21 protein-coding genes are annotated in these 20,438 nt (G+C 52.3%); 13 read left to right on the top strand and 8 right to left on the bottom strand.

Features of this window, described 5'->3' with window-relative positions:
* Nucleotides 1–52: 52 nt before the first annotated feature.
* Complete coding sequence (locus N512_RS0116105; RefSeq protein WP_028780991.1) at nucleotides 53–2,587, bottom strand: penicillin-binding protein 1A; 2,535 nt, start codon at nucleotides 2,585–2,587, stop codon at nucleotides 53–55.
* 182 nt (nucleotides 2,588–2,769) lie between these two features.
* On the opposite strand from N512_RS0116105, the gene N512_RS0116100 reads away from it, so the two are divergent.
* The 9 genes from N512_RS0116100 to N512_RS0116060 all read left to right on the top strand — a co-directional run bounded on the left by N512_RS0116100 (nucleotide 2,770) and on the right by N512_RS0116060 (nucleotide 11,921).
* Entirely contained in the window at nucleotides 2,770–3,849 is a 1,080-nt protein-coding gene (locus N512_RS0116100) for a pilus assembly protein PilM (protein WP_025011592.1), read from the top strand.
* Nucleotides 3,837–4,424: a PilN domain-containing protein gene (locus tag N512_RS0116095; protein ID WP_028780990.1), complete on the top strand. Its 588-nt coding sequence runs from the start codon at nucleotides 3,837–3,839 to the stop codon at nucleotides 4,422–4,424. Before N512_RS0116100 ends, N512_RS0116095 begins: the two co-directional genes overlap by 13 nt.
* Nucleotides 4,421–5,041 (top strand): type 4a pilus biogenesis protein PilO, encoded by a 621-nt coding sequence (locus N512_RS0116090; protein ID WP_025889304.1) that lies wholly within the window; start codon nucleotides 4,421–4,423, stop codon nucleotides 5,039–5,041. The genes N512_RS0116095 and N512_RS0116090 overlap by 4 nt, the downstream gene beginning before the upstream one ends.
* Nucleotides 5,038–5,556, top strand: a complete 519-nt coding sequence (locus N512_RS0116085) for a pilus assembly protein PilP (RefSeq protein WP_025011594.1) — start codon at nucleotides 5,038–5,040, stop codon at nucleotides 5,554–5,556. Before N512_RS0116090 ends, N512_RS0116085 begins: the two co-directional genes overlap by 4 nt.
* Nucleotides 5,557–5,577: 21 nt before the next feature.
* Nucleotides 5,578–7,632, top strand: a complete 2,055-nt coding sequence (gene pilQ, locus N512_RS0116080) for a type IV pilus secretin PilQ family protein (protein ID WP_025011595.1) — start codon at nucleotides 5,578–5,580, stop codon at nucleotides 7,630–7,632.
* Nucleotides 7,633–7,949: 317 nt separating this feature from the next.
* Nucleotides 7,950–8,465, top strand: a complete 516-nt coding sequence (gene aroK, locus N512_RS0116075; RefSeq protein WP_025011596.1) for a shikimate kinase AroK — start codon at nucleotides 7,950–7,952, stop codon at nucleotides 8,463–8,465.
* An 8-nt stretch (nucleotides 8,466–8,473) separates the two neighbouring features.
* A complete protein-coding gene (aroB, locus tag N512_RS0116070) occupies nucleotides 8,474–9,550 on the top strand; it encodes a 3-dehydroquinate synthase (RefSeq protein ID WP_025011597.1) in 1,077 nt (358 codons plus the stop codon).
* A 16-nt stretch (nucleotides 9,551–9,566) separates the two neighbouring features.
* A complete protein-coding gene (locus N512_RS0116065; RefSeq protein WP_028780989.1) occupies nucleotides 9,567–11,033 on the top strand; it encodes an AAA family ATPase in 1,467 nt (488 codons plus the stop codon).
* A gap of 48 nt (nucleotides 11,034–11,081) precedes the next feature.
* Nucleotides 11,082–11,921, top strand: coding sequence for a Dam family site-specific DNA-(adenine-N6)-methyltransferase (locus N512_RS0116060; RefSeq protein WP_028780988.1), 840 nt, complete (start codon nucleotides 11,082–11,084; stop codon nucleotides 11,919–11,921).
* A gap of 10 nt (nucleotides 11,922–11,931) precedes the next feature.
* On the opposite strand, the gene N512_RS0116055 is transcribed toward N512_RS0116060, so the two are convergent.
* Together N512_RS0116055 and N512_RS0116050 are read right to left on the bottom strand one after the other, a co-directional pair.
* The gene (locus tag N512_RS0116055; RefSeq protein WP_025011598.1) at nucleotides 11,932–12,120 is read right to left on the bottom strand and encodes a DUF2970 domain-containing protein; all 189 of its coding nucleotides are present in this window, start codon (nucleotides 12,118–12,120) and stop codon (nucleotides 11,932–11,934) included.
* Nucleotides 12,121–12,471, bottom strand: coding sequence for a hypothetical protein (locus N512_RS0116050; protein WP_025011599.1), 351 nt, complete (start codon nucleotides 12,469–12,471; stop codon nucleotides 12,121–12,123).
* Between the two features lie 192 nt (nucleotides 12,472–12,663).
* Between N512_RS0116050 and rpe the strand changes: the two genes are divergently transcribed.
* From rpe to trpS, 3 genes are read left to right on the top strand one after another with little or no spacing between them, the layout of a single operon-like run.
* Nucleotides 12,664–13,332 carry a ribulose-phosphate 3-epimerase gene (gene rpe, locus N512_RS0116040; RefSeq protein WP_028780987.1) on the top strand — a complete coding sequence of 223 codons (669 nt, stop codon included), beginning with the start codon at nucleotides 12,664–12,666 and terminating at the stop codon, nucleotides 13,330–13,332.
* Nucleotides 13,333–13,335: 3 nt separating this feature from the next.
* On the top strand, nucleotides 13,336–14,022 hold the full coding sequence (locus tag N512_RS0116035) for a phosphoglycolate phosphatase (RefSeq protein ID WP_037475295.1): 687 nt from the start codon (nucleotides 13,336–13,338) through the stop codon (nucleotides 14,020–14,022).
* A gap of 8 nt (nucleotides 14,023–14,030) precedes the next feature.
* A complete protein-coding gene (gene trpS / locus N512_RS0116030; protein ID WP_028780985.1) occupies nucleotides 14,031–15,035 on the top strand; it encodes a tryptophan--tRNA ligase in 1,005 nt (334 codons plus the stop codon).
* 57 nt (nucleotides 15,036–15,092) lie between these two features.
* Here the strand turns inward: trpS and N512_RS0116025 are convergent, their stop codons facing one another.
* Nucleotides 15,093–15,983, bottom strand: coding sequence for a LysR substrate-binding domain-containing protein (locus N512_RS0116025; protein WP_028780984.1), 891 nt, complete (start codon nucleotides 15,981–15,983; stop codon nucleotides 15,093–15,095).
* Nucleotides 15,984–16,105: 122 nt separating this feature from the next.
* Here N512_RS0116025 and N512_RS0116020 point away from each other — a divergent pair, with 122 nt between their 5' ends.
* A complete protein-coding gene (locus tag N512_RS0116020; RefSeq protein ID WP_028780983.1) occupies nucleotides 16,106–16,981 on the top strand; it encodes a DMT family transporter in 876 nt (291 codons plus the stop codon).
* 31 nt (nucleotides 16,982–17,012) lie between these two features.
* Here the strand turns inward: N512_RS0116020 and N512_RS0116015 are convergent, their stop codons facing one another.
* From N512_RS0116015 to N512_RS0116000, 4 genes are all read right to left on the bottom strand, one after another.
* On the bottom strand, nucleotides 17,013–17,582 hold the full coding sequence (locus N512_RS0116015) for a BON domain-containing protein (protein WP_028780982.1): 570 nt from the start codon (nucleotides 17,580–17,582) through the stop codon (nucleotides 17,013–17,015).
* Nucleotides 17,579–18,172 (bottom strand): phosphoheptose isomerase, encoded by a 594-nt coding sequence (locus N512_RS0116010; RefSeq protein WP_028780981.1) that lies wholly within the window; start codon nucleotides 18,170–18,172, stop codon nucleotides 17,579–17,581. Before N512_RS0116010 ends, N512_RS0116015 begins: the two co-directional genes overlap by 4 nt.
* A gap of 96 nt (nucleotides 18,173–18,268) precedes the next feature.
* On the bottom strand, nucleotides 18,269–18,595 hold the full coding sequence (locus tag N512_RS0116005) for a YraN family protein (protein WP_025889313.1): 327 nt from the start codon (nucleotides 18,593–18,595) through the stop codon (nucleotides 18,269–18,271).
* Between the two features lie 8 nt (nucleotides 18,596–18,603).
* A complete protein-coding gene (locus tag N512_RS0116000; RefSeq protein ID WP_028780980.1) occupies nucleotides 18,604–20,433 on the bottom strand; it encodes a penicillin-binding protein activator in 1,830 nt (609 codons plus the stop codon).
* Nucleotides 20,434–20,438 lie beyond the last annotated feature (5 nt).

The raw sequence follows: 20,438 nt of genomic DNA, 5'->3' as shown, positions 1-20,438 counted from the left end.
CGCGCCAATTGGCGCGTTTTTTAATGTTTAGCAGACGGTGTTAAACAGACTGTTACTGGAACAGCTCTTCCGGCGGTGTTTCGATAAAGATGTCGCTGTCATCTTCGGCGCCGGTGGCGTATTCCTTGGGTTCTGTACCCTGAATAAAGTACTCGAAGTCGCTGGTGTAGTCTGTCTTACGCGACAGCTTGCCGCTGTCTAAATCAATACGCACCGAAACGATTCCAGCCGGTGGAATGCTGGGTTCTTCCGGCGTTCCTTCCAGGGCATCGCGCATAAACTCGTTCCAGCCTGGGCCCGCGGTCTTGGCACCGGATTCGGCCCCTGAAATCTGATCTTTGGCGCCGCTGGCATTCCAGGCTGTACGCCCCAGCTCACGGCCATGGTCATCGAAGCCGACCCAGACGGTGGTGGCAAGCTTGGGATTGTAGCCACTGAACCAGGTGTCCCGCGATTCGTTGGTTGTTCCCGTTTTACCGGCTATGTCATGGCGTTTGACCACTCTGGCGGCGCGCCAGGCGGTACCGTTCCAGCCAGTGCCCTTGCTCCAGTTACCGCCACCCCAGATAACACTCTTGAGGGCATCGGTGATCAGGAATGCGGTCTGTTCGCTGATCACTTGCTTGGCGTGACGGGCACTTGGGCTGTCACAGCTGAAAGGATCTTCCTGAACCTGGGGCTGCAGCGGCTCTTGCATAGTCAAATCGGTTATCGCGTTATCCGCCATATCCTCTTCAGGCTTAAGCGGCGCATCACAAGCCAGAGCCGGATGAGCTTGTTCAAGGATTTCGCCCTGGGCATTCTGGATCCGTTTAATGAAGTAAGGTTCAACCAGGTAGCCCCCGTTGGCAAAGGCAGAGAAGGCAGTGACCACCTGCAAAGGTGTGGCAGATGGCGAACCCAGCGCCAGAGACTCGTTGCGGTTGAGCTCTTTGGCATCGAAACCAAACTGCACCAGCTTGTCGATGGCGGCATCCAGCCCAACATAACGCAGGGTTCTCACCGACATCACGTTGATAGACTGGGCCAGTCCCAGACGCAGCCTGGTGGGGCCGCCGTATACGTCGGGTGAGTTTTTGGGGCGCCATGCCGTACCTTGGCTGAGGTCGGGCTTGTTGATCGGCGCATTGTTGATCAGTGTCGCCAGGGTATAGCCTTTCTCCAGCGCCGTAGCATATAAGAAAGGCTTTATGTTGGAGCCCAGCTGACGTTTGGCCTGAGTTACCCGGTTGTACTGGCTCTGACTGAAGCTGTAACCACCGACCAGAGCCTGAATTGCACCATCTTTGGGATCTATCGAGACTATGGCGCTGGCAACCTGAGGCACCTGAGCCAACTGCCAGATATCGCCGTTGTTACGCACCCAAATCTGCTCGCCCACTTTCAGAAACTGTTCGGCTTTCTTCGGTGGTGCGCTTTGGCGTTTGTCATTGATAAACTTGCGGGCCCATTTGAGGCCATCCCAAGGCAGAGTGAGTTTTTCTCCCGAGGCGAGCAGCACCTGTGCTTGCTGTTCCTCTACTTGCAATACGGCGGCTGGCCTGAGCTCCTGAATGGGCATAGTTTTCTTCAGGGTGGCAATCAACTCGCTCTCATCAGGCTGCTTGTCTGTCCATAGAACCGCTTCTGGGCCTCGATAGCCATGGCGTTCATCATAGGCGTAGACATTGTTGCGCAGTGCCTTCTGGGCTTTTAACTGCAGTGATGAGTCTATGCTGGTGTAAACATCGTAACCACCGGTATAGGCTTCCTCTTCACCATATTTCTGCACCATATAATCTCTGGCCATCTCTGAAATGTAAGGGGCATAGAGATCGATTTCGGCGCCATGGTATTTGGCGGTAATAGGTTGAGCACTGGCTTCGTTATATTCACTCTGGGTGATATAGCCGACCTCCAGCATACGGTTGAGCACCAGGTTACGACGGGTCAAAGCTCGGCTGGGGGAGGTGATAGGGTTGAGTGTTGAAGGGGCTTTTGGCAAACCTGCGATAACTGCCATTTCAGCAAGCGTCAAGTCTTTGACTTCCTTGCCATAATAAACTTGAGCCGCGGCGCCAACCCCGTAAGCACGCTGTCCAAGATAGATACGGTTGACATAGAGCTCCAGAATTTCATCTTTGGTTAGCAGCTGCTCTATGTGGATAGAGATAAATATCTCTTTGACTTTACGAATAATTGTCTTGTCTCGAGTCAGGAAGAAGTTCCTGGCCACTTGCATGGTAATGGTACTGGCACCCTGTTTTTTCTCGCCGGTGGCCAGCATAACCAATGCGGCGCGCACCACACCTATGGGGTCGATACCTTTATGCTCATAAAAGCGTGAATCTTCGGTTGCCAGGAAGGCCTGCAATAGTGGTTTGGGCACATCGGCCAACTCCAGCGGGATCCTGCGTTTTTCACCGAATTGCGAGATCAGTTTGCCGTCACTGGAATACACCCTCAGTGGCGTTTGCAGTTGAACTGTCTTGAGTGTAGCGACATCCGGGAGTTCGGGCAGGACGTAGAAGTAGGCTCCAACGATAGCTGCAACCCCAAGAAGGGCCAGACTGAATAGAGCTATGAGTATACGTTTTAACCACTTCACGAGATTATTCCAAAACTTGCTGCGGGCACAATAGTATATAAGGCGTTTTGTGCAGGGTGAAGCAAAAAGGCAGCGTCAAAAAATTAGCCGTTGTAATGTGCTCAAACATTTTATACAAAGGGGCGTAACAATTTGAAAATGTGCTAATCTAAAACCTAACAATAACAAAGTGACAAAGGACTATGCTTTCGAATCTATGGAAGCGTCAGGCTCCGCAAATGGTGGGTATTGACATCGGTTCTCACGAGGTCAAAGCGATCCTGCTGGGCAAGACAGGCGATGGTTATAAAATCCAGGCTTATGCCGCTGCTCCTGTAAAAAAAGGAGCCATCAATGATCATGATATTCGCGATCCTGAAGCCGTTATTGAAGCAATGAGACAGCTGAAGAGGCAATTGCCCAAATCAACTAAATTTGCTTCTGTCGCTGTATCCGGATCAGCCGTAATGACTAAAGTCATCTACATGGACGCCTCCTTGAGTGAGGTTGAAATGGAGGCGCAGATTGAGATTGAAGCGGATAACCTCATTCCCTATTCACTTGATGAGGTCAGCATTGATTTTGAAACGCTGAGCGTCAACAAGACAGACCCCAGCAAGGTTGATGTCTTGCTTAGTGCTTGCCGTACCGAAAATATTGATGCCAGAATCGACGCGCTGGACAGTGTCGACCTTGAGCCTAAAGTTGTTGATGTAGAAGGCTATGCTCTGGGACGTGCCCATGAATTGATCCTGGGGCAGCTTCCGGATGGCGCAGCAGATCAGGTTGTCGCTTTGGTTGATATCGGTGCCAACATGACCACCTTCGCCGTGGTGGAAAAAGGGGAAACAGCCTTTATCCGCGAGCAAGCATTTGGTGGTGAACTCTTCACTCAATCTATATTGTCTTTTTACGGTATGTCCTATGAGCAGGCGGAAAAGGCCAAGATAGAAGGTGATCTACCTCGCAATTATATGTTTGAGGTGTTATCGCCATTTCAAACGCAATTATTGCAACAGATAAAACGTACGCTGCAAATATATTGCACTTCCAGTGGTAAGGATAAAGTCGATCATTTGGTGCTTTGTGGCGGCACTTCCAAATTAGAAGGCATGGCTAATCTTCTAACCAATGAATTAGGTGTTCACACTATAATTGCCGACCCCTTTCAGGGAAGTTTACATGCGGACGATTCAGTAAAAAATGCCCTGCAACCCCATATCAGTAAATACATGGTGGCCTGCGGCCTGGCACTGAGGAGTTATGCTCAATGGCGAACATAAACTTATTGCCATGGCGTGAAGAAGCCAGGGAAAAACAGAAGCGCGATTATATAGGTATTCTGGCTGCTGTTTTTATTGGCGCCGCGTTATTGGTTTATTTGGCACTGAACTTTATCGACTTGATGACAGAGGATCAGCGTCAGCGAAATGCTTATCTCCAGTCAGAAATTAGTTTGCTTGACAAGCAGATAGCTGAAATCACCAAGATAAAACAGCGCAAAAAGGATATTGAACGTCGCACCGAGATTATTCTTAACCTGCAACAGGCGCGTAATTTGCCAACCCACGTATTGGATGAGCTGGTACGGGTTATTCCGCCAGGTATCTATCTTTCCAGCATAGAAAAGAAAGGCAGCCTTATCTGGATCGAAGGACGCAGTGAGTCCAATAACAATGTCGCCAACATGATGCGAAAAATTAAAGCATCAGAATGGCTTCAGGATCCGAGTATGCAGTCGATAGTCTCTCAACAGGAAGAACTCAGAGAGCTGCAACGCTTCAGTCTCAAAGTCAGTATCAAGGGAGCAAACCGGCTTGAAGGGACGGCACAGATGGCGAAAGGAGCGGGCAAATGAGTTTCGATTTGAGCCAGTTCAATGATCTGGACATGGAGAATATCGGCGGCTGGCCGACTCAGGTCAAGGCCGTATTTGCAGGCTTGCTGGCGATTCTGGTGTTCGTCGGTGGCTATTATCTGTTTGTTTCAGACGCCATAGATATTTACCAGTCTGAACAGGTGAAAGAGCAACAACTGCGTGATGATTTCAAGCAAAAGTATCTGTTGGCCGCTAACCTGAAATTGTATAGGGAGCAATTGGTACAGATGGAGGCACAATTTGCCGAACTGTTGAAGATGCTGCCATCAGAGAATGAAATGCCGGGTTTGCTTGATGACTTGACCTATGTCGCCACAGATGCAGGTCTGAAGATCCAGAGTCTGGATTGGGATGCCGAGATCCAACGGGATTTCTATATTGAGTTTCCGATACGCATGGCTGTGACCGGTGACTATCACCAATTGGGGCACATGGTCGGCGGAGTTGCCAAGCTGCCACGGATCGTCAGCCTGCATGACTTTGTGGTTAAGCGCGATCCATCCGGCACCTTGGCAATGGAAATTCTGGCCAAGACCTACAGATTTAAAGAGGGAACGGAATTACCGCCGGAGAAGGCTAAGGGGAAAGGTAAATGAAACAACTCATCCCCCTGATCGCGGCGGCGTTAATGCTTGGCGGCTGTATCGGTGACAGAACAGATCTTGAAGCCTTTGTCACCAGCACCAAGGCTCAGCATGTTGCCAGGATCCCGCCGTTGAAAGAGCCGCCTCAGTTTGAGCATTTTGATTATCAGGCAGATATGTTGCGTAGTCCCTTTGTGCCGCCTTCCCGGGAACTGACGGAAGAGGTGATAGATACCACCAAGGATTGCCTGCAGCCGGATCTCAAGCGTCGCAAGAGCCGTCTCGAAACCTATGCGCTGGACAACCTCAAGATGCGCGGCACCCTGAGCGAAGACAACGTGGTTTGGGCCTTGGTGGAAACAACCGATGGCAATGTCTATCGGATGGGAGTGGGCGAGTATTTGGGACTCTATCACGGCCGCATCGCCAAAGTATCAGCACAGAATATCGACATCATTGAATTAGTACCGGACGGTTCCGGCTGTTGGACAGAGCGCAACAGCAGCCTGGAATTGACCGGAGAATAACAAGCGAAGGATGAGGGAATAATGGAATCTTCTGCCGCGAATATCACCCCGAAGAATGCAGCCAAATGGATGCAGTTTATCCTGGGCAGCCTGCTCGTCCTGGGGCTCAGTCCCTACGCTGGTGCTGCCAACAAGCTGGTGGATGTAAAGTACCACGCCATTGTGGATCATCAACTGGAGCTGGAGTTGGTGTTTGACAAGCCGATATCTGAGCCGGAAATCAATTTGAGTGCCGATCCAGCCAGTATCCAATTGGACTTCAGCGACAGTATTTCGGCGCTGGAGAAAGCACAGATCCCTATTAATACTGCCGGTGTCGAGCAGCTGTCCAGCATGCAGGACGGCGATAATTTACGACTGGTTCTGGCACTGAAAAAAGTGAAACCTTATCAGGGTAAGGCGGTAGACAACGTTTATCGTTTGACTGTCAATGATGAGGTCATGGATCCCCAGAGCAAGGCCAGCAGTCCTTTCGTCAATAGCATAAAGAATATTGATTTCCGCCGCTTGGGTGACAATGGCGGAGAATTGCTGGTTGAGCTGCGTAATTCATCGGTTGCCGCCAATGTGGAGCAAGTTGGCTCCAGGCTGGAGCTGAAGTTGTATAACACAGATATTCCATCTGACATGTTATATGTCATGGATGTGCAGGACTTTGCCACTCCGGTGAAGAGCTTTGAGACCTTCAAAGAAGATCTGACTACCCGGGTGCTAATCGATATCAAAGGTGACTACGAATATAACTACAAGCAAGATGGCAATATGTTCACCTTGGCGATGAACAAGGTCGAGCGTGAAGTTCAACTGGAAGAAGAGAAGAAATACTCAGGTAAGACTCTGTCACTTAACTTCCAGAATATTTCCGTCAGGACCGTGCTGCAGATTATTGCCGATTACAATGATTTCAATCTGGTGACCAGTGATACAGTCGACGGCAGCATCACCCTGAGACTGGACGATGTCCCTTGGGATCAGGCGTTGGATCTTATCCTGCAAACCAAGGGGCTGGATAAGCGAATCGAGGGTAATATCCTGATGGTGGCGCCGGCGGAAGAGCTGGCCATACGTGAGGAAAATCAGCTCAAGAACAAGAAAAAGGTTTCAGAAGAGTTGGCACCGCTTTACTCAGAGTATCTGCAGGTGAATTACGCCAAGGCCAATGATATTGCCAACCTGCTGAAGGGAGAAGGTTCCAGCCTGTTGTCCAAGCGTGGCACTGTTGCCGTGGACGAAAGAACCAATACTCTGTTGGTTAAAGACACGGCCGATATCCTGGAAAATGTGCATAAGCTGATTGAAGTATTGGACGTACCTATTCGTCAGGTGCTGATTGAAAGCCGAATGGTCACGGTCAAAGATGATGTTTCGGAAGACCTGGGTATCCGTTGGGGAATTACAGATCAGCAGGGCAATAAGGGCACATCGGGTAGCCTGGAAGGTGCTCAGGACATAGCCAACGGCACCATTCCATCAATTGGCGATCGTCTCAATGTGAATCTGCCGGCAGCACCAAGCAATGCTACCAGCATAGCTTTTCATGTGGCCAAATTGGCTGACGGTACCGTCTTGGACCTGGAATTGAGTGCGCTGGAGCAGGAAAACAAGGGTGAAATTATTGCCAGTCCGAGGATTACCACTTCGAATCAGAAAGCCGCTTATATTGAGCAGGGTGTCGAGATCCCTTACGTGGAATCGGCTTCCAGTGGGGCGGCAACTGTACAGTTCAAGAAAGCGGTACTGTCGCTGCGGGTAACACCTCAGATCACCCCGGACAACCGCGTGATACTGGATCTGGAAATTACTCAGGACTCGCAGGGTAAGGTAGTACAAACTCCGTTGGGAGAGGCTGTCTCCATCGATACCCAGCGCATAGGTACTCAAGTGCTGGTGGATAATGGTGAAACCATAGTCTTGGGTGGTATCTATCAACAGAACCTGATCAGCCGGGTCAGCAAGGTTCCTGTATTGGGGGATATCCCCTTGGTCGGCTTCCTGTTCCGCAATACTTCGGACAAGAATGAGCGCCAGGAGTTACTGATCTTCGTAACGCCCAAGATAGTGACCGAAGAAATCTAGGGAAGGTGTGAATGGGTCATCGTGGCGTTCTCTTTTGTAGAGCGTGGCTTGCACAGCAATTGGCATTGAAGGCATGCCGGGGTCAGCCTAAGTTTTTTCCAAACCTGTAAAACCTCAATCAAAGCCAGTGCCAGTCGCTGGCTTTGATGTTTGGGCCCGGGGAAATTTGGCTTTAATAGTCGGCATTACTTGCCTTGAATGTCCTTAAGCTGAGATAATCCCCGGTCAAGTCTCATTAGAGCAAGGTAACAAATCCCGTCGATTTGATAGTAAGTCGACATTCGGCAAACTTTTCATAAGATTCAGACGTACAAGAAATGGCTGAAAAACGTAATATTTTTCTGGTAGGCCCTATGGGCGCAGGCAAAAGCACCATAGGTCGTCATCTGGCACAAATGCTGCATTTGGAATTCCACGATTCAGATCAAGAGATTGAAAATCGCACTGGCGCTGACATTGCCTGGGTATTTGACGTTGAAGGCGAAGAAGGTTTCCGTCGCCGCGAGGCTCAGGTGATTTCCGATCTGACCGAGAAACAAGGCATAGTTCTGGCCACAGGTGGTGGCTCAGTTCAAAGCAAAGATATCCGCAACTTCCTCTCTGCCCGCGGTATCGTGGTGTATCTGGAAACCACTATCGACAAGCAAGTGGCCCGTACCCAGCGCGACAAGCGTCGTCCCTTGCTGCAGGTAGATAATCCTCGTGAAGTGTTGGAAGCACTGGCAGACGTGCGTAATCCTCTCTATGAGGAAATCGCCGATGTTATCGTCAAGACAGACGAGCAAAGCGCCAAAGTTGTGGCCAATCAAATCATTGAACAATTAGGCTTCTAGGACGCAAGATGCAACAGATCCGGGTTGATTTAGGTGAACGCAGTTATCCTATCTTCATTGGCCAGGGTCTGTTGGCCCAGAGCGATTGCCTGACGGCGAGTGTCTCGGGTAAAAAAGTCCTCATTGTCTCCAATGACACAGTAGCTCCCCTGTATCTGCAGTCTTTGCAGCGCCTTCTGCTGCCTGCGGCTCAGGTTTTTGCTCATATTCTGCCCGATGGTGAGCAGTACAAGACACTGGCACAACTCGAAAGCGTATTTACGGCTCTGCTTGAGCACAACTGCGGTCGTGATGTGGTGCTGGTGGCTCTCGGTGGCGGTGTCATTGGTGACATGGTCGGCTTCGCTGCGGCCTGTTATCAGCGGGGCGTGGACTTTATCCAGATCCCCACTACGCTCCTGTCTCAGGTCGATTCCTCTGTGGGCGGCAAAACAGCGGTCAATCATCCGCTGGGCAAGAACATGATAGGCGCTTTTTATCAGCCACAACTTGTGCTGATAGATACCCTGTGCCTGAAGACTCTGCCGGCGCGTGAATTTGCCGCCGGCATGGCTGAGGTGATCAAATACGGCATCATTTGGGATGCTGACTTTTTCCTGTGGCTCGAAAACAATGTTGAGTCACTCAAATCGCAGCAGCCAGAGGCACTGGCTTATGCCATACGTCGCTGCTGTGAGATAAAAGCCGAAGTGGTTGCCGAAGATGAGACAGAGCAGGGGGTTCGCGCTCTGTTGAATCTGGGGCATACCTTCGGACATGCTATCGAAGCCGAAATGGGCTATGGCAATTGGCTTCACGGTGAAGCGGTTGCCGCTGGCACGGTCCTTGCTGCACAAACTGCAAAAGCCATGGAACTGATTGACGAGTCAATTCTCCGTCGCATCACTGAGCTGCTACAGGTATTCGACTTACCGGTAACTGCACCAGAGTCCATGGATTTTGAAAGTTTTATCAAACACATGCGGCGTGACAAGAAAGTTTTGGCTGGGCAAATTCGCCTGGTTTTGCCCACAGACATGGGTCAGGCCGGTATTTTTGCTCAAGTGCCGGAATCCCTACTCGAACAGGTGATCTGCCGCACTTGATCCTTGATGGGTGACAATGGTGGCAACCGAAGAACTTCTCCTGCCCTCGCAAGAGGCACTGTTACAAAGACTGCAGCATCTGGCCTGTTATGGTCAGCAGCTGGTTTTGTTGCAGGGGCAGGCTGGAGCAGGTAAGACACGACTGTTGACCGCCTTGGCCAATGTGCTCGATGAGCATAATCTGGCGTTGGTCAGTTGCCCTCAACATGCCGATGCTGCTGAAATAAGGCGCAAGTTGCTGATCCAGTTGCTGCCCGATCCCCTGTTTGACGACGAGCAGCCTCTGGCCGATACCCTGCTGCGCTATCTGGGTGAGATGCGCAAGCCTATCCACATTCTGATCGACGATGCCGACAATATGCCCTTGGCGCTTTGGGCCGAGTGTTTATTGCTGACTCAGCTGCAGGCCAGAGGTGAGCCTATCACGTTGACCTGTTCTGTCTCTCCGGAGTTTGCCGAGCAGCTACAGCTTCAACTGCCCAAAGCACAGAAACAGCAGGTGTTGCCGGTTAAGCTTGAGCCGCTTTCTCTCGTCGAGCGTGAGGGCCTGTATCAGACACTGTTGACCCGCAGCGCAGTGCACACTTTCACGCCACGGGCCATAGTGGTCAAGCAGTTGGAGAGGCAACAAGGCACACCGGCCGAGGTATTGGCATTGCTGGAGCTGGCATTGAATGGTGAGCCGCCGAGGCCAAGGGTATTCCCTTGGAAGACCATACTGACATCGAGCCTTGCCGTGCTTATCTCTCTGGCGCTGCTCTCTTGGTATCTGCTGCGCTCGACCGAGCCTCTGCCTGAATTGCCCAAGTCAGCCCTGGTGCTGGAGCATAGTACAAGTCCCTTAAGCCAATTTGCCGAACGTTGGCTCGATATTGACCAAGATCAGGAGGCGCTCTCAACTACGCCCGTTTACGTTCGCCTGGAACAAGTACAAAGCCAGGTAACAGAGCCGCAGGCGGTCTTGGAGCAAATAAACGATCAGCATGCAGAGACTCAAGTGGTTACAGCGCGATCCTCAGAGTCAGAATCTGAGCTACTGAGTGACGCCAAGGCAATACTGGATGTGCAAACCGCTCCTGTTACTACGCCGGTTACCCAAAAGCCGCAGGTCAAAGAGGCCGCTAAGGCTTCTCAAGATACCAAGTCGCAAGAAGCTCAGGATAAATCTGATCTAGAACAAGAGCCCAGTGCCGGAGTGCTACCGACACAGGGTTATACTTTGCAGTTGGTGAGTCTGAAACGTGAATCGTCACTGACGGCGTTTATGGCCAAGCTGAAAAAAGTGGAAAATGTCAGGGTAGCCAAGCACAAGGATTGGTGGGTGGTATTGGTAGGGGAATATGCCAGTAAGCAAGAGGCCATCGAAGCCGGTAAAGTGTTGCAGCAGACTTTGGGCCTGTCTCAACCTTTGGTCAAGTCATGGCAATCACTGCAGCACTATCGCTTACAAGCTGGCCTAAGTAACAGTGAAATTTCATCTTAAACGGAGTACAATCCCCACTTTCGTTTTTCCGGGCACCAATCAATTTTAATGAAGAAAAAACAAAGAGCCTTTCTTAAGTGGGCCGGTGGTAAATTTAAACTGGTTGATGCCCTGACTCAGCACTTGCCCAAGGGTGAGCGCTTGGTTGAGCCCTTTGTCGGTGCCGGTTCTGTGTTTCTCAACACAGATTATCCGAGCTATTTGTTGTGCGATATCAATCGCGATCTGATCGATCTTTACTCTATCATTCAGACTCGTCCAGAAGCATACATAGGGGCGGCGGCGGACCTGTTTGTACCGCGGATGAACGATAAAGAGCAATACTATCTGGTCAGAGAAAAATTCAATCGCAGTCGTGACCCCTTCGAGCGGGCAGTCTATTTTCTTTATCTCAACCGCCACGGCTTTAATGGTCTGTGTCGTTATAACCGTAAAGGCTCATTCAATGTGCCCTTTGGTTCCTACAAGAAGCCGTATTTCCCTGAGAAAGAGATCCGCGGTTTTGCTGCCAAGGCACAAAATGCCGAGTTTCGCTGCATTGGCTACGAGCAGGCGTTTGCCCTGGCTAAAAGCGGTGACGTGATTTATTGCGATCCGCCATACGCACCTTTATCGACCACCGCCAGTTTTACCACTTATGTCGGTGCCGGCTTCTCTTTGGATGACCAGGCACTGCTGGCCAGGCATTCCCGTCATACCGCCATTGAGCGTGGCATTCCTGTGCTTATCAGTAACCATGATATTCCGTTGACCCGCGAGCTCTATCACGGCTCGAGAATGGAAGCGATACAGGTTCAACGTAACATCAGCCAGAAAGGCAGCACCAGAACCAAGGTGAATGAGTTGATGGCTCTGTACGACGAAACCTATCACAACGAGAACGACTGAAAGTCAGTAATCAGGCGAGTACTCTATTTACCAGCAGCAACAGACCTAGTACCAGTAGTGCGGCTAGCAACACGCCCGTGATGATATAAGGGAGAGGTGAGGAATTGGCGCTGAAGTCCCTGACGCGATTGGACTCACTCTGCACGCCGAAGAAGGCTGCCAGCGTACTGTAAAGGTAACGCCAGTAGCGGCCAAGCATCTAGAAACCGTTATTGGAATTCGCCGGAGCCATATCATCAACCGGTTTACGTTGATGGCCGTGCAGCAACTCCAACAAGTCAACAAAATGGAACTGACCCGAACGACTCTTGCCGCTGAGCCAACTCTTCCAGCTCAGATCATCTTCCTGAGTCGCACAGCGATTATTGGGATGGCTGGAAGGCAGGTTGGGATTGTAGTCATTTTCCTGGCTGCAGCTACAGGCCAGATTATTGCTGGAAGAACCCAGGCTTTGGAAACCAACGGCAGTTGCTCCCACCACGCCAGCGGCGACAGCGAGTATGACTGCTGACTTGATGCTGTGTGTGAAAACCTGCGGTTTCTGGTTCATCCTGTTCCAATCCCAAATGTGACATCGGTCAATTATAACAAAGCCGTTGATAAATTGAACAGCTTTTTACCAAGTAACAACTTTATTCCAACTTATGGCGCTTTTCAACGGCAGAAATGGGCGCCAGGCTATAGAGCCCGAGCGCCTTGGCGGGTAAAATAGGCGACTTCTTAAACATCCTGTGAGAATGCTATGCGCCCATATCTTATTGCTCCTTCCATTCTGTCTGCCGATTTTGCCCGCCTGGGTGATGATGTTAAAGCCGTATTGGATGCGGGGGCCGACGTGGTTCACTTCGATGTGATGGACAACCATTATGTACCTAACCTGACCATAGGCCCCATGGTCTGCAAGGCGTTGCGTGACTATGGTATTACCGCCGATATCGATGTGCACCTGATGGTGAAGCCGGTCGATCGCATAGTGCCTGACTTTGCCAAAGCGGGGGCTTCTATCATCACTTTCCATCCAGAGGCCAGCGAGCATGTGGATCGTACAGTGCAACTCATCCGCGACCATGGCTGTAAGGCGGGTTTGGTTTTCAACCCTGCCACGCCACTGCACTACCTGGACTATGTGATGGATAAGCTGGATGTGATTTTGCTGATGTCGGTCAACCCAGGGTTTGGTGGTCAGTCATTTATTCCATCGACACTGGACAAACTGGCCGAAGTGCGTCGCCGCATCGATGAGAGTGGCCGCGATATCCGCTTGGAAGTCGACGGTGGGGTTAAGGTGGACAATATTGCCGAAATCGCCGCCGCCGGTGCCGATATGTTTGTAGCCGGTTCTGCCATCTTTAGCCAACCGGACTATAAAGCGGTTATCGACCAGATGCGCAGTGAACTGGCAGGAGTGTAAGTTATGATCGCAAGCAGTATCAGTGCGATCGCCTTTGATTTGGATGGCACTCTGGTGGACAGTGTGCCGGACTTGGCCGCTGCAACCCAGGCAACCTTGGCCGATATGGGACTGCGTGGTTGCACTGAAGACCAGGTTCGCAGCTGGGTTGGCAATGGCACAGAGATGTTGATGCGCCGGGCGCTGACCTCGAGCCTGGGCGATGAGCCGGATGCCTCTGTCATGGCCGATGCCATGCCGGTATTTATGAGGCACTATGAGGCCTGCCTCGAGCGTTACAGTAAGCTCTATCCCGGGGTTGAGTCCGTGCTTGGCACCCTGCAGCGACGAGGTTTCAAGCTGGCAGTGGTCACCAACAAGCCTTATCGCTTTACTGTGCCTCTATTGCAGGCCTTTGGTATTGAGTCGTTTTTCAGTGAAATTCTCGGCGGCGATTCACTCACCAAGATGAAGCCGGATCCCTTGCCGCTGACCCACCTGCTGGATAAATGGCAGTTGCAGCCTCAGCAGATGTTGATGGTGGGCGATTCCCGCAACGACGTTCTGGCGGCGAAAGCCGCAGGTATTGCCTCAATCGGCTTGACCTATGGCTACAACTACGGTGAAGATATTGGGCTTTGCGGCCCAGATGCCGTATGCGATCATTTTGAGCAAATTTTGGCGCATTTGCCGCCACAGCAATCGGAGTAATGAAATTCATGAGCAGTCCCAAACCCATAGTATTGAGCGGTGCCCAGCCCTCAGGCGAGTTGACCATAGGTAACTACATGGGTGCCCTGCGTCAGTGGGTAGCCATGCAGGACAGCCATGATTGCCTCTATTGCGTGGTGGATCTGCATGCCATCACAGTGCGCCAGGATCCCAATGCCTTGCGTGAAGCTTGCCTGGATACTCTGGCGCTATACCTTGCCTGTGGTGTCGATCCCAAGAAGAGCACAGTGTTCATTCAGTCCCAGGTGCCGCAGCACACTCAACTGGGGTGGGTTTTGAACTGTTATACCCAGATGGGCGAGCTGAGCCGCATGACTCAGTTCAAGGACAAGTCGCAAAAACACGCCAACAATATCAACGTGGGTCTGTTCGGTTATCCTGTACTGATGGCGGCCGATATCCTGCTGTACCAGGCCAATGAGATCCCTGTCGGTCAGGATCAGAAACAGCATCTGGAATTGACCCGGGATATCGCCACCCGTTTCAACAACGCTTATGGTGACACCTTTACAGTGCCCGAGCCTTTTATCCCTGAGCTGGGTGCCAAGGTGATGTCGCTGCAGGATCCCACCAAGAAGATGTCCAAGTCCGATGACAACCGCAACAATGTCATCGGCCTGCTGGAAGATCCCAAGGTGGTGATGAAGAAGCTGAAAAAGGCGATGACCGACAGCGATGAGCCGCCTGTGGTGCGCTTCGACATAGACAACAAGCCTGGGGTGTCCAATCTGCTGAGCCTGATGTCCGGGGTGACAGGCCAGAGCATAGCCGAACTGGAAGCCGAGTTTGAAGGCAAGATGTATGGCCATTTGAAAGTGGCCGCCGGTGAAGCCGTGGTCGGTATGTTGGAGCCGCTGCAACAACGCTTCCGTGAATTCCGCGAAGACAGAGCCTTCCTGGAGTCGGTAATGAAGCAGGGCGCCGAAAAGGCCCAGGCTCGCGCCGAAGTCACAGTGAAGAAAGTTTATGAGAAGATAGGCTTGCTGGTGTAAATCAGCCAATCTTGAGAGCCGACCTACAAGGTCGGCTTTTTTGTGGCTGCGTGCGAATTACTGCGGTTGCGGCTGGCTTGCCATCAACATCAGCCAATCGGCAAAGGCCGCTATCGCCGGTTCTTTGAGGCGCCGCTCCTTACAGCAAAAAGTGAATTCAAACCCTGTATGCACGTCCGGCAGTTCGGCCTCAATCAAACGGCCACTGGCAATATCATCCTCTACCATAAAGTCTGATGCCAGTGCTATGCCTTGACCGGCAATAGCGGCCTCAATGGCCATCAACACATGGCTGAAAATATGCTGTCTGTGATTGGCTGTCAGAGTCACACCGTTGGCCTCGGCCCAACGGTTCCAGTCCAGCCCCAACGGGCCTTCATCTACGGTCAACAGCGGATACTGCTGCAGACTCTGAATCGTTATCTGTCCGGCTCTGGGGGGCAATTGCGGGCTGCAAACCGGAATAAGCCGCTCCTTGTGCAGCACCGTCTGCCAGTAACCCCGTCGTTTGAGGCCGCCACTGATAAAGAGATCGGCCACGCTGTCGCTGAGCTCGGGATCTTGAGTCACCATCTCCAGCCTGATCTGCACCTCGGGGTGACGGCGGCGAAAGTCGCTGAGTCTGGGGATCAACCATTTAACTGCAAAAGAGCTGTAAACCGCCAGTTTCAGCTCGCGATTGGGTTCACCGAACAAACGGCCAAGGTCAGCCAGCTCGTTGAATATTCGCTCCAGTTCCCCGTAGAGGATCTCTCCCTTGGGTGACAGTTTGAGACTGCGCCCCTGACGTTGGAACAGGGACTCGCCAAAGTGTTCCTCCAGTAATCTGACCTGGTGGGACACGGCACTCTGGGTAATGCACAGCTCTTCGGCGGCGCGGGAAAAGTGGCTCTGGCGTGCAGCTGCCTCGAATACCTGCAGCGCTCTCAAGGGGGGAAGTTTTCGCATCAGCTATTCTTTCCGGAAATTTAGTATGAATTTAATTCATTTATACGCAAAAAACATCATTTCAGTTTGGTTTTTAACCCGGATATGATGCCGCCGATTGAGAGTCGTTCAGGATAACCAAGATGCAGAGAACCGTTGCTATCGGTTTGATTTTATTGACCGTAGGAAATCTCTTCAGCGCTTTTTATGACGTGTCGGTCAAGTGGTTACCGGATGATGCCAATGCGGCGACTTTCCTGCTGGTGCGCCAGGTGACAGCGGTACTTATGTTGCTGCCCCTGTGGCTCAAGGCCGGTCGCCCGGGGACTTCTCACTTTAAGATCCACCTTTGGCGTGCCAACACAGGAGCTGTTGGCGCGCTCTTTTTGATTATTGGTTTGATGGCGCTGCCCTTGGCGACTGTCAGTTCACTGTTCTATTCGGCGCCCTTGATGATCATGGTGTTAGGTGCCGTATTCCTGAAAGAACAGATCACGCCGTTGCAGTGGGGTATTGCGGCGCTGGGATTTGCCGGTATCTTATTGATCCTCAGGCCCAGCGAGTTGGAGTTGGCCGGCATTGCCGTGCTGGTTTCGGCCTTTACCTTCTCCTTGAACCAGATGAGCCTGCGCAAGCTGCCAAGTACCGAGGCCGCCAGTCTGACTTTGCTCTGTTACAACCTGCTGAGTTTGCCGCTGATCCTGCTGGTGGCGCTGTCGCAACAACTGGCCGGGCTGAGCTGGCAACTGCTTGGAGTGGCGCTGTTATCCAATGCCTTCCTGCTGGCATATAACTGGTTCTGTGTCCTGGCCTATCGCAGAGCCAAGGCCAGTGAAATTGCCGTAGCCGAATACAGCGGGCTTATCTTTATTGTCTTCCTCGGTTGGCTGCTGTTCGATGAGTGGCTGGATACTTTGAGCTGGGTAGGGGCTGCCCTGGTGGTGGTGCCGACTTTGTGCCTGCCCGCCATCGCCAAGTTGATGAAAGCCCGCGAGCTGAAAGCACAAGAGCCGGTGTGACCGGCTCTCGTTCGACTCGATATAAAGGGCGTTAAGGGGTGACGTAGTCGAACACCTTGATAACCTTACGTACTCCAGCTGTGTTGCGGGCGATTTCTACTGCCAGGTCGGCTTGTTCACGCTCGACCAGGCCCAGCAGAAAGACTTCGCCATTCTCTGTGATCACTTTGATCTTGGTGACATCCAGATTCTTGTCGTTGAGCATCCGCCCCTTGACCTTGGTGGTGATCCAGGTGTCGTTGCTGCGGGTAGTGAAGGACGTTGGGTTGCCGATACGGATCTGATTGTGGATTTTGCCACCCAGTTGCAACTCTTTGACCAGCCGAATCGCCTTGTCCCTGAGCATGGAGTTGGGCGCCTGACCTATCATCAACACATTGCCGTTCATGCTGATGCCGGTGATATTGGTCTGATTCTTCAGATCATCTTCCGCTCCCAGTACACTGGAGATACGAAAATCGGCATTGGTGTCATCCAACTGGGTCTTGAGCGAACGCTCATCGTTAACCACCATGGCGCCGCCAACTGCACCCACCATTACGGCTCCGGCACAGCCGGTCAAACTGGTAAGCAGCAGACACAGGGGCAGCAGACGTCTCATTGATGTTCGTCCTGCGGGAACAGGGTGCGGTCAATGTTGTCGCACAGGCAATGGATAACCAGCAGGTGCACTTCCTGAATGCGGGCCGTGACATTGGAAGGGACGCGGATCTCCACATCATTGGTGCTCAGCAATCCGGCCATGGCGCCGCCGTCTTTACCCGTGAGTGCCACTATGGTCATATCCCGGCTCAGCGCGGCTTCCATCGCTTTAATGACGTTGCCTGAGTTACCGCTGGTGGAAATGGCCAGCAGTATGTCACCGGGTTGACCCAGTGCCAGTATCTGCTTGGAAAACACTTCGTCGTAGCTGTAGTCGTTGGCGATGGCCGTCAGGGTAGAAGTGTCTGTGGTCAGAGCTATGGCCGGCAGAGGTGGGCGTTCCACTTCATAGCGGTTCAACAGCTCGGCTGAAAAGTGCTGGGCATCACCGGCGCTGCCGCCGTTACCACAGGCAAGGATCTTATTGCCACCCAACAGACATTGCACCATCATTTCTGCGGCCTTGGCGATAGACTCAGGCAGCGCCTCTGCGGCGTCAATCTTGGTCTGAATCGACTCGGTGAAGCTGTCTTTGATACGTTCTAACATGGATAAGTCCTTCACTATCAAGTGTTGCTATCATGCCATAGGCCGGGGGCTTTGTTCAGGCATTAAAGTGTAAATTTGTTTCGGGTTAAGCGCTTACTAAAAAGCGTCCTGTAGCCATTGCACCTTGCCGGCATCAATGGCCAGTAGATCGAAGCGACAGGGGGCATTGATCCTGTGTTGCTGCAGATACTGGCTGGCGGCTTTGCGAAGCCGGGTTATCTGGGCCTGGCTCAATGATTGCAAAGCACCGCCGAATCGGCTGGGTGAGCGGTATTTTACCTCAACAAACACCCATTGGCTGCCCTGTTTCATCACCAAGTCCAGTTCGCCGAAACTGTAGCGCACATTCTGTTCGACAAAGGTCAGGCCCTGTTGTTCCAGATAGCGGCGAGCCAGACGCTCGCCTTCCTGTCCCAGATCCATAAGCCGGCTTACAGTGGCCGCAAAACGCCGCGCTGGTATTTGGCCCAGCTGAGCTGACGATCGATCACGCCTTCCGGGCTCACCGTCAGTTGGCCGCTGCGGCCACTGTACTGGTATCCGGGGAAGGCATGCATCTGGGCCAGACGATTGACCAGCTGCAGGGCATCATAGCCCATCACGTACAGGCGTTTTTGGGCATTGCCCCAAGTGGGCCACAACTTGTTGACCGCTTCGGTTTCTTCACTGGCCTGCAGCAACCAGGGGATATCACTGATGGTGATATTGTTCAGTTCAATCGCGGTTTGCTTGGTGTTGTCTTCCTGACGGGCGCGGCTACTGGTATACAGCGGCACTTGCTCGGCAAAGACACTGAAGTTGACATCGATAAAGGGTTTCAGCAGCGGTAAGTCCTGAATCCCCGAGATCATATAGATGGCATCGATATCGGTACGGGAGCGGAAGTCAGCCTTCACCTTGCTGCCCAGCAGTGCCTTAATGGCTTGGATCCTCGCCTTGCTGTCAGTCACGCCAAGGGCTTCTTCCACGGTTTCGCGCATCTTGTCACCGTTATCATAGAAGTGAACCTCGGCATCACTGTCGGTCAGCTCCATCCAGGTCTGCTTAAAGCTCTGGGCCATACGTTGGCCTACGGCATCATTGCTGGCCAGCAGCAGTGGCACCTGTATGCCATCCTGATACATGCGTCGGGCGGCATCGCTGGCTTCCTGAGTGGGAGACAGGGCGAAGTAGTACTTATTCTGTTGCGGTTGCAGCTTATCTATTTGATTGAGAAACAGTTGCGGCGGGGTATCTGTCTTTGCAGCTTGCTGGGCCGCCATCACCTGTTCCACTTCGTTTTGCAGCAGCGGGCCTATCACAAATTCCGCGCCGCTCTGCAGCGCTTGCTGGTAGGCCTTGTCGGCACCTTGGGCCGTGTCGAAGAAGTTGAGGCTGACATTGCTGTCCGGGTCGCTCAGATAACTGGCCAGTATGCCCTGACGCACAGTGTTGGCGACTCCGGCTCTTGGGCCCGAAAGAGGTAGCAGCACGGCAATATTGCTGGGTCTGTATGGCTTGGCACTGAGCGCCAGCTGCAGATCCGAAGGCAACTGCACCGCCGCAGGATGATAAGGATTACGTTTCTGCCAATCACTCAGCTGGCGGATCAGGCTTGAGGGATCCACCGCGTAGTGTTTGGCCAGATAAGCCAGCTGCAGCCAGCCGGTAAATACGGCATCGCTCTCTTGAGCGGCAAAGCTCTGCAGGGTTTCTTCCTGCAGTGGCTTGAGCAATTGCCAAATTTCATCGTTAACCTCGCCGGTCGCCTTCACCGGCAGATACTGACTGAGCTTACTCAACTCACGCACTTGCTCCACGGGTTGCTGGTTGGCAGCAAATAGTCGGGCACGGGCTTGGTGATAACTGGCCCATTGCCAATCGGCCAGTTGCCAATTACCGGGGTAATTCAGGGTGGTCAGGGCCTCGGCGTTTTTGCCGGTCAGTTCTTGCAGGCGGGCGCTGAGAAAACGGTGCTCGGCCTGGATTTCATCCACCGGGCTCAGCCCGGCCTGCATTGAACGCAGAATATCTGCAGCGGCATCTGTATCACCTTGCTTGAGGTAAGCATTGGCGGCCAACAGCAGGTAACGCTCGCGGTTTTCCTTGCTGGGCGCCTTGGCGGCAAATGCCAAATACTCGGCCGGGGCTTGCGGGGCACTGACCAGAGAAACGACGGCCAGCTGATCTTTGTCTGCCGATGGCGTGCTGCCACAGCCCCACAGGCTGGCAAGCAAAATCGCAGCAGAAATGTATTTAACTCTATTCAGGCTTTTTAACACAGGGC

It is taken from the genome of Shewanella sp. 38A_GOM-205m, from assembly GCF_000518445.1.
Lineage (GTDB): Bacteria > Pseudomonadota > Gammaproteobacteria > Enterobacterales > Shewanellaceae > Shewanella > Shewanella algae.
The sequence above is the reverse complement of the archived record's forward strand: the minus strand, read 5'-3'. Positions and strand labels throughout refer to the sequence as shown.